Raw genomic sequence first — 8,679 nt, forward strand, 5'->3', positions numbered from 1 at the left:
CCCCCCCCCCCCCCGCGGGCGCCCCGGCCGGGGGGGGGGGCCGCCCCCCCCGGCGGGGCCCGGCACCCCCCCCCCCCCCCCCCCCCGGGCGGGCCCCGCCACTACAAGCAGCTCCAGCCGAGCATGGCTCGGCACTACAAGGAGCTCCAGCCGAGCACGGCTCGGCTCCATGGATGGAGCTGCCTGTTCAGGGAGCCTGTCGCGGGAATTGCAGCTCGCCGCGCGCGCTGCCCATGCGGAACGGGATCGAACGCAGCGCCAGCCCGGTATTGGCCTGCACCACGAAATGCAGGTGCGGGCCGCTGCTGTGACCGGTGTTTCCGGATAACGCGATGGCTTGTCCGGCGGCCACGGCTTGGCCTGGGCGGACGCTGGCGCTGCCTGCCTGCAGGTGGGCATACAGCGCCATGCTGCCGTCGCTGTGCAGGATGCGCAGCAGGCTGCCTTGTTCGCGGCTGTCCACCACCTGCATCACGCGGCCGGCGCGCGCAGCCAGCACAGGCGTGCCTTCAGGCAGGGGGAAATCCACCGCGTACAGGTTCTGCGCATCGGTGTGGCTGTAGTGACCGGCGAAGGCCTGGCTGACCCGAACGGCTGTACTGCGCAGGGGTATTAGATAGAGGTGATCCTCCGGCTGCGCGGTCGGGTCGCCAGGGAACGCATCCAGGGCCAAGCGCAGCGGATCGCCATCATCGGCCAGCCATAACAAGCTGCGCTGTTCGCCTGCGCCCAGCACTGTGGCTGCCGGTACACGGCTGTCGCCCTGCAGCCGGACCTGCACCGGACCAGTGGTCAGGTTGCTGACGACGGCAGTGTGTCCGCCTGCACGTGCCTGCAGCTGCAGGCTGGCAAAAGCATCTGAGGTGGACGCCGCAACGGCAGAGGTCGACGCAGCAGGCAATCCCCAGGCTTCGCGCCAGCGACTGCTTGGACTGGCTTCGGCGTCGCTGGCGCACAGCAGTGCCAGTGACAGCAGTACAGGAATGGTGCGGGGCACAGTGCAGGGTCCTTGGGGCAGGGCCTGATTGTGCCTGTTTGGTTGCCCTGGAAACTTATTCATCTCTTTATGCGAATAAAGCGATTGACAGTCGGGAAGGCGGCTGGCAATGTAGCCTCACCATCGAGACCGGCAGAGGGACAGGCCCTTTGAAGCCGGGGCAACCAGCGGACGCGCAAGCGGCTGCGTTTGGTGCCAAATCCTGCGGAGACCTCCGTGTCTGCCGAAAAGATGGTTCGTTCCGTACCGCGTGTACGGCGAACACGAGCTTCGCGAAAGCTCGATGGCCGCTCCTTATCGGATACCGCCATGAGTTTCGCCACCGCTACCGCAGCTCCGCTTTTTCCTGTCGCTTCCCTCGACCGTATTGATGACGGCATGTCTGCCGTGCGCGGCGAGATCGAGCTGCAGCTGCGCATGCGTCACGCAGGGCAGCGTGCGCTGCGCCTGCGCTATGAGCTGGTCGGCGCGAGCGACGCACCGGTGGTGCTTGTTGCTGGCGGTATTTCTGCGCATCGCCATATTGCTGCGAATGCCGGCTATGCCGAAAAAGGCTGGGCCGAAGGTCTGGTAGGTGTCGGTCGCGCCTTGGATCCGACGCGTCGCCGTCTGCTTGGTTTTGATTTCATCGGTGCCGATGGCGAGCTGGATGCGGTCATCGATACCGCCGATCAGGCCGATGCCGTCGCTGCCTTGTTGGATGCATTGCATATCGAGCAGCTGCACGGTTTTGTCGGCTATTCCTACGGTGCTTTGGTTGGTCTGCAACTGGCCATCCGCCACCCGCGTCGCCTGCACAAGCTGGTCGCCGTCAGCGGTGCGCATCGTCCGCATCCGTATGCCTCGGCGTGGCGCGCACTGCAGCGCCGCGCAGTCGCCCTAGGCCAACTGCAATGTGCGGAGAGCCATGGTCTGGCATTGGCCCGGCAGTTCGCCATGCTCAGTTACCGCACCCCGGAAGAATTTGGCGAACGCTTCGACGCTGCGCCGGAAGTGGTCAATGGCCGTGTACGCGTCGCCGCCGAGGACTACCTCGACGCCGCTGGCGCGCAATACGTGGCCCGTACCCGCGTTGACGCCTACCTGCGCCTATCCGAATCGATTGACCTGCACCGCGTGGACCCCGCCGCCGTCAGCGTGCCGACCCTGGTGGTCGCCGTTGAAGGTGACCGGCTGGTGCCGCTGTCTGACCTGGTCGCGTTGGTTGAAGGGCTGGGTCCGCGCGGCAGTCTGCGCGTGTTGCGCTCGCCTTATGGCCACGACGCCTTCCTCAAAGAAACCGATCGCATCGACGCGATCCTCGCCACTGCCCTACGCCTGCCCGGAGAAACCGCATGAGCCTGTCCCACACTTCCGATATCTCCTGTAGCCGTGCCACGTCGGCAGTGCGTGCAGGCATCGACCGCGATACCGCCTACGGCGCGGTGACGCCGCCGATCGTACTGTCGTCCAACTTCAGCTTCGATGGCTTCGGCAACAAGCGCCAGTACGACTACACCCGCAGCGGCAATCCAACCCGTGATCTGCTGGGCGAGGCGCTGGCTGAACTGGAAGGTGGTGCCGGTGGCGTGATCACCGCGACTGGCATGGGCGCGATCAACCTGGTGTTGAATGCCCTGCTGGAACCGGGCGAGCGGCTGGTGGTACCGCACGATGCCTACGGCGGCAGCTGGCGCCTGTTCAATGCGCTGGCCAAGAAGGGGCATTTCGAGCTGATCACCGCCGACCTGACCGATCCGCGCTCGCTGGCCGATGCGCTGGCGCAGTCGCCGAAGCTGGTGCTGATCGAAACTCCGTCCAACCCGCTGCTGCGTATCACCGACCTGCGCTTCGTCATCGAGGCCGCACACAAGGCCGGTGCCAAGGTGGTCGTGGACAACACCTTCCTGTCGCCGGCGCTGCAGACGCCGATCGCCTTCGGCGCCGACGTGGTGCTGCATTCCACCACCAAGTACGTCAACGGCCATAGTGATGTGGTTGGCGGCGCGGTGATCGCGCGCGATGCCGAAGTACACCAGCAACTGGTGTGGTGGGCCAATGCGCTGGGCCTGACCGGTTCGCCGTTCGATGCTTTCCTGACCCTGCGCGGCCTGCGCACCCTGGATGCGCGTCTGCGCGTGCATCAGGAAAACACCAGTGCCGTGGTTGAGCTGCTGGCGGCCAGCGATGCGGTCGCAAATGTGTATTACCCAGGCCTTGAGTCGCATCCGGGCCACGCGGTGGCAGCGCGCCAGCAGAAGGGTTTCGGCGCGATGCTCTCGTTCGAGCTGGCCGCCTGCCAGGGCGAAGATCCGTATGCAGCGGTGCGTGCCTTCCTGGATGGCCTGCATTACTTCACCCTGGCCGAATCGCTGGGTGGCGTGGAAAGCCTGGTCGCGCATCCGGCAACCATGACCCATGCCGCGATGAGCGCCGATGCACGCGCAGCAGCCGGCATCAGCGAGTGCCTGCTGCGCCTGTCGGTCGGCATCGAATCCAGCGAGGATCTGGTTGCCGATCTGCAGGCTGGTCTTGAGCGCGCCGCCAAGGTGATTGCCGAAGCGCAGCTGGCCGCCGGCAACTGTAAAAAGACGGTGGATGCATGAGCGCGGTACTGCGTCCGCTGGAGCAGCCGCAGACACGGCTGGTGCTGTTGGGAACCGGTACGGTCGGTTCGGCCTTCGTAGCGCGCTACCAGGCGCTTCAGCAGCGCCAGCTGAGCCTGCCATCACTGCATGTGGTGGCCAATTCGCGCATTGCCCTGGCCTGTGAGGATGCACCGGACACCGCACTTTCGCGGGCGCGTGACGCGCAGCGGCAGGGCGACAAGCCCGTGCATCAACAGGAAGTAGGGCGTCTACGCGCCGGCGACATCGTGGTTGATGCCACTGCCAGCGAAGCCGTCGCTGCTGATCATGCGCCTTGGTTGGCGCAGGGCATCCATGTGGTGACGGCGAACAAGCTGGGCAATGGCACCGCCTTGGTGCGCGCGCAGCAGATTGGCGTTGCAGCCGCAGCGGGCGATGCCCGTTATGGTGATGCGGCGACGGTTGGTGCTGGCTTGCCGCTGTTGCGCAGCATCCGTGCGCTGGTTGCAGGTGGTGACCATGTGCACGCCATCGAAGGCGTGCTGTCCGGGTCGTTGGCCTGGTTGTTTGATCGCTACGACGGTAGTCAGCCGTTCTCGGCTTGTGTGCGTGAGGCAGCAGCTGCCGGCTACACCGAACCCGATCCACGCATTGACCTCTCCGGCGAAGACGTACGCCGCAAGCTGCTGATACTTGCACGTGCAGCGGGCGTACCGTTGGAGGCCGATCAGATCAGGGTTGACTCGCTGGTGCCGGCTGCTTTGGCAGCACTGTCGGCCAGCGATGTGGATAGCGCATTGTCTTTGCTGGATGCCCCTCTGGCCGAGCGCCTGCAACAGGCGCAGGCGGCTGGATTGAAGCTGTGCTTCGTCGGCCGCCTGGATGCGCAAGGGGCGAGTGTTGGCCTGCGCGCATTGCTGCCGGGCCATGCCCTGGCGGGCGGCAGCGGTACCGACAACCGGGTGGCAATCCACAGCGATCGTTACAACACCCAGCCCCTGCTGATCCAGGGCCCGGGTGCAGGTGCCGAAGTAACTGCTGCAGCGCTGCTGGACGACGTACTGGCGATCGTCAATCGCTGAGCCGGAACTTCCGCTCCAGCATCGTGCAATGAAAGAAGGCTGCCACGAGCCCACTGCGATCCGCAGTGGGTTTGCGTGCGGTCGCTTCGGTCGGGATGCTGGTCGGGGCGGCTTGCGTTGGCGTCGCGCATGAGCTGGATGGCGCACGATTCGACAGCAACGGGGCAGCGCCAAGGCTCTACCATGTCGAGATTCGGGTAGCGGCTGTCTGCGCGCCAATCCGGGGCCGGAGTTTGGCTCCGTGTCCCTCCATCTGACAGGTGTATTCGTGTCCAAAGGTGTTCTGGTTTCGCTGGCAGCGTCCCTGCTGTTCGGGTTGATGTATTACGCCAGCCCGCAGCTGGAACCGCTGCAGGGCGGTGATATTTTCGGCTGGCGGGTGTTGTTCGCGGTGCCGCTGGTGGCACTGATGCTGCACGTAAGCGGCGAGAAGACGCTGATCGTCGACACCTTGCGGCGGGTGCGGGTCGAGCGCCGTCTGTGGTGGGGGTTGCCGCTGTGCGCGGGCATGGTGGGGGTGCAGTTGTGGCTGTTCCTGTGGGCGCCACTGCATGGCCGCGCGCTGCAGGTATCGATGGGTTACTTCCTGCTGCCGTTGGTGATGGTGCTGCTGGGACGGGTGGTTTACGGCGAACGTCTGTCCATCCTGCAAAAGCTGGCGGTAGCCAGTGCCGCCATCGGCGTGGGCTGGGCCTTGCTGCGCAACCACGGGCTTTCCTGGGAAATGCTGCTGGTAGCGCTCGGGTATCCGGCCTATTTCCTGCTGCGCAGGCACCTGCGCATCGGCCATCTTGGCGGCTTCTGGGTGGAGCTGGTGCTGTTGCTGCCGGTGGCTTTCTGGGCGGCGATTGGTGACGGCCAGCAACTGCTGGCAGCGCTGGCGCAGAAACCATCCTTGTATGCCTTGATTCCACTGCTCGGGGCGATCAGCGCGGTGGCGCTGATGTGCTACATGCTGGCCTCGAAAATGCTGTCCTTCAGCCTGTTTGGCCTGCTTACCTATGTCGAGCCGGTGCTGCTGATGCTGGCCGCACTGTTGCTGGGTGAGAGTGTCGGCCATGGACAATGGCCGACCTATGTGGCGATCTGGCTGGCGGTGGCACTGTTGGCCCTGGAAGGCGTGTTGAAGCTTGGTAAGCGCGGTGCCTGAAAGCTCAGCTGCGCTTGGCTTTGGCGGCGAGATGCGCCATCACCGCCTCACGGCTCATGCGTGCGCCGCTGCTGTCGACGGCGCTGAATGACACGCCGTTCTCCCATAGCTGGGGGGCGAACAGCACCGCGATATCTTCGGACGCCGTCTGCGATTGCAGGTTCAACAGCCGCTGGTTGAAGCCAGCCGCGCGCAGCCACGCGTTGTAGCTGGAGTTGTGCTCGGTGGCGAACTGCACCTGGTAGTGGCACTCCTTGCGTTCCGCCTCGGGGCGCGCATCACACTGCGGATTCCATTGGTGCAGGCCGATCACCGCATCGGCTTCCAGCTGTCGCTGGCCGGCAGCAGCCCACAGTGCAACGCACATGCTGGCGCAATGTGAGCGGACCCGTACCGTCAGGTTGTTGCGGTTGATCAGCCGCGCAGCCTCCAGGCCCGGATTGGCATAGCCACCGCCACTGGTGATATCGATGCGGCGCACGCTGGGGTTGGCATCCAACAGTGCTTTCATGTCGGTGGCGAAGTTCCTGCCGACGCTGCCTTCGATGCGCAGAACGCTGCCGCCTTCCTGCACCGACATCTGTGCTTCATCGACATTGGCCATGGTCGTGGATTTCTCGCCCTCGATCACCAGCGCAGCAGTGCCTGAGCCGGGTGATGCAGCGACAGCTGCTGTTGCATGCGGGGGCGCGGCGGCAGTGTCATCTGCCGACGGCGCCGGCTTCCGGCTGCCGAAGTAATAGGCCAATAACAGCAGAACCACAGCGGCAAGCACGATCTTGAACAGAGTAGTCATGCCACTGCCGGGTGCCGTGGTACGCGCGGCCGAACGCGGCCGACGTACCGGTGCCTGCTGGCCAGATTCTTTTTCGCCGTGCATCCGCTCCCCCTGAAGCTGCGTTGTGATGGGCGATTCTGGTTTAGCCGGCGGATTGATTGCAATACACCGGCTGGCCTGCGTCAGTGCGGCGCAGTGGCGTTTGCGATGTGCGCCTGGCGACGCGGTGAGGACTGCCTGTGGCTCAATCAAAGGAGCATTTGCAGGCGCCAGCCCAACGGGGCCAGCGCCGGCTTAGGCGCGGATCAGCACTCGATCACGTTGACGGCAAGGCCGCCACGGCTGGTTTCCTTGTACTTGTCCTGCATGTCGCGGCCGGTGTCGCGCATGGTCTTGATTACCTTGTCCAGCGAGACCTTGTGCTTACCGTCACCACGCATGGCCATGCGGCTGGCGTTGATCGCCTTCACCGAACCCATCGCATTGCGCTCGATGCAGGGGATCTGCACCAGCCCGCCGATCGGGTCGCAGGTCAGGCCGAGGTTGTGTTCCATGCCGATCTCGGCGGCGTTCTCGATCTGCCCGGGGTTGCCGCCCAGTGCCGCCATCAGGCCGCCGGCCGCCATTGAGCAGGCCACGCCCACTTCGCCCTGGCAGCCGACTTCGGCGCCGCTGATCGACGCATTTTCCTTGTACAGGATGCCGATGGCGGCAGCGGTCAACAGGAAATTGAACACGCCCTGTTCGTTGCTGCCCGGGCAGAAACGGTCGTAGTAGTGCAGCACCGAGGGAATGATGCCTGCCGCGCCATTGGTGGGCGCGGTGACCACGCGGCCACCGGCGGCGTTCTCTTCGTTGACCGCAAGTGCGTACAGATTGACCCAGTCCAGCGTGGTCAACGGGTCGCGCATTGCCGCTTCCGGGCGCGAGGACAGTTCGCGGTACAGCGCCGGTGCGCGGCGGCTGACATTGAGGCCGCCGGGCAGGGTGCCTTCGGAACGGATGCCGCGGGTCACGCAGGACTGCATCGCGTCCCAGATCTCGCGCAGGCCGGCACGGATCTCGTCCTCGCTACGCCAGCACTTTTCGTTCTCGTACATCATCTGCGCGATGCTCAGGCCGCTGCGTGCAGCCTGCGCCAGCAGCTCATCGCCGCTCTTGAACGGATAGGGAATCGGCGTCTGGTCGGGGACGATGCGGTCATCGGCCGCGTCGTCCTCATTGACCACGAAGCCGCCGCCCACCGAGTAATAGTCGCGGGTGGCGATGATCTGGTCGTCGGCATCGTAGGCGGTGAAGCGCATGCCGTTGGTGTGGTAAGGCAGCTTCTGGCGCTTGTTCATGGCCAGGTCGCGCTTCTCATCGAAGGCGATCTCGCGCTGGCCCATCAGGTTGATGCGCTTGCTGCTGCGGATGCGCTCCAGCGTGGCCGGGATGATGTCCGGGTCGATCTGGTTCGGACGGTGGCCTTCCAGGCCGAGCAGTACCGCCTTGTCGGTGCCGTGGCCGCGCCCGGTCAGGGCCAGCGAGCCGAACACCTCGGCGCGGATGCGCACGGTGTTCTGCAGCTGGCCCGGATCCAGCAACCAGCGGTGGACGAAGCGCTCGGCCGCGCGCATCGGGCCCACGGTGTGTGACGAACTCGGACCGATGCCGATCTTGAACAGGTCGAACGTACTGACGGACATGCTGATTCTGCGTACTGCGTTGAGATGGCCGCTATTCTACGGGTTCATTGCTGCAGGCCATGCTTGCAGCGCAGCATTGCTGGAGCAGATGCGCGATGGGATTAACCCTGTACCAACGTGATGATTGCCATCTATGCGACCTGGCGCTGGCGGTGCTGGCGCAGGCGCGAGCGCCCGAATTCGACAGTGTGTTCATCGATGACGATGAGGCGCTGGAGGCGGCCTTTGGCACGCGCGTGCCGGTGTTGCGGGATGCAGGCGGCAGGGAGCTGGATTGGCCGTTTGATTCGGCGGCGTTGGCGGCATGGTTGCCGCCACACCTGTAGTGCCGAGCCATGCTCGGCAAGGGCTTTCCCGGTAAACCCCAAGCATGTAATGCCGAGCCATGCTCGGCAGAGGCTTTACCGCCCCCCCAGC

The 8,679-nt window shown here is 65.0% G+C and carries 8 protein-coding genes and 1 riboswitch; of the genes, 5 read left to right on the forward strand and 3 right to left on the reverse strand.

All coding sequences use genetic code 11. The annotated features are described in order from the left end of the window. Nucleotides 1-187: 187 nt before the first annotated feature. A complete protein-coding gene (locus tag ACVOLV_RS21565; protein ID WP_481556141.1) occupies nucleotides 188-997 on the reverse strand; it encodes a M23 family metallopeptidase in 810 nt (269 codons plus the stop codon). Between the two features lie 117 nt (nucleotides 998-1,114). Further along, nucleotides 1,115-1,235: riboswitch (SAM riboswitch) on the forward strand. Nucleotides 1,236-1,306: 71 nt separating this feature from the next. Here ACVOLV_RS21565 and metX point away from each other — a divergent pair. The 4 genes from metX to rarD all read left to right on the forward strand — a co-directional run bounded on the left by metX (nucleotide 1,307) and on the right by rarD (nucleotide 5,796). Further along, the gene (metX, locus tag ACVOLV_RS21570; RefSeq protein ID WP_481556142.1) at nucleotides 1,307-2,335 is read left to right on the forward strand and encodes a homoserine O-succinyltransferase MetX; all 1,029 of its coding nucleotides are present in this window, start codon (nucleotides 1,307-1,309) and stop codon (nucleotides 2,333-2,335) included. After that, nucleotides 2,332-3,582 carry an O-succinylhomoserine (thiol)-lyase gene (locus ACVOLV_RS21575; RefSeq protein ID WP_481556143.1) on the forward strand — a complete coding sequence of 417 codons (1,251 nt, stop codon included), beginning with the start codon at nucleotides 2,332-2,334 and terminating at the stop codon, nucleotides 3,580-3,582. Before metX ends, ACVOLV_RS21575 begins: the two co-directional genes overlap by 4 nt. After that, nucleotides 3,579-4,646, forward strand: a complete 1,068-nt coding sequence (locus tag ACVOLV_RS21580; protein WP_481556144.1) for a homoserine dehydrogenase family protein — start codon at nucleotides 3,579-3,581, stop codon at nucleotides 4,644-4,646. Before ACVOLV_RS21575 ends, ACVOLV_RS21580 begins: the two co-directional genes overlap by 4 nt. Before the next feature lie 241 nt (nucleotides 4,647-4,887). After that, nucleotides 4,888-5,796 (forward strand): EamA family transporter RarD, encoded by a 909-nt coding sequence (gene rarD / locus ACVOLV_RS21585; protein ID WP_481556145.1) that lies wholly within the window; start codon nucleotides 4,888-4,890, stop codon nucleotides 5,794-5,796. 4 nt (nucleotides 5,797-5,800) lie between these two features. Here rarD and ACVOLV_RS21590 read toward each other — a convergent pair whose 3' ends face one another. Both ACVOLV_RS21590 and ACVOLV_RS21595 read right to left on the reverse strand, forming a co-directional pair. Continuing rightward, on the reverse strand, nucleotides 5,801-6,676 hold the full coding sequence (locus tag ACVOLV_RS21590; protein WP_481556146.1) for a hypothetical protein: 876 nt from the start codon (nucleotides 6,674-6,676) through the stop codon (nucleotides 5,801-5,803). A gap of 203 nt (nucleotides 6,677-6,879) precedes the next feature. After that, nucleotides 6,880-8,262, reverse strand: a complete 1,383-nt coding sequence (locus ACVOLV_RS21595) for an L-serine ammonia-lyase (RefSeq protein WP_481556147.1) — start codon at nucleotides 8,260-8,262, stop codon at nucleotides 6,880-6,882. 95 nt (nucleotides 8,263-8,357) lie between these two features. On the opposite strand from ACVOLV_RS21595, the gene ACVOLV_RS21600 reads away from it, so the two are divergent. Then, complete coding sequence (locus ACVOLV_RS21600; protein WP_481556148.1) at nucleotides 8,358-8,588, forward strand: glutaredoxin family protein; 231 nt, start codon at nucleotides 8,358-8,360, stop codon at nucleotides 8,586-8,588. The last annotated feature ends 91 nt before the right edge of the window (nucleotides 8,589-8,679 follow it).

It is taken from the genome of Stenotrophomonas sp. STEN023 (assembly GCF_056760135.1).